Genomic DNA, 235 nt, shown 5'->3' with positions numbered 1-235 from the left:
CAATGGAGAGAACACCGGCTAGTGCTTGGCTCTCAAGCTCAGCGGCTAACTCATCTGCTAGGCTGCCCTCTAGCCGGAAGGTAATATCGCTCAGGCTGAGTGCGTTGATGATGCTACCTTCCGCTTCGAAGGTTTCTAACATGGGAACGGCAGCGCCAGGCTCTCGTATTACCAGCTCGCCCACGGTCAACACCGGCGAGTCGAAACCCAATTCAGTCATACTGATGCCATCTAG

At 54.9% G+C, this 235-nt stretch carries 1 protein-coding gene; it reads right to left on the bottom strand.

The genetic code is table 11. The annotated features are described in order from the left end of the window. A partial coding sequence (locus SB753_RS41420) for a hypothetical protein (protein ID WP_410805734.1) occupies nt 1–220 on the bottom strand: 220 nt, incomplete at its 3' end. Nucleotides 221–235 lie beyond the last annotated feature (15 nt).

This window comes from Paraburkholderia sp. SIMBA_053 (genome assembly GCF_046534895.1).
GTDB classification, from domain to species: domain Bacteria; phylum Pseudomonadota; class Gammaproteobacteria; order Burkholderiales; family Burkholderiaceae; genus Paraburkholderia; species Paraburkholderia caledonica.
The sequence above is the reverse complement of the archived record's forward strand: the minus strand, read 5'-3'. Positions and strand labels throughout refer to the sequence as shown.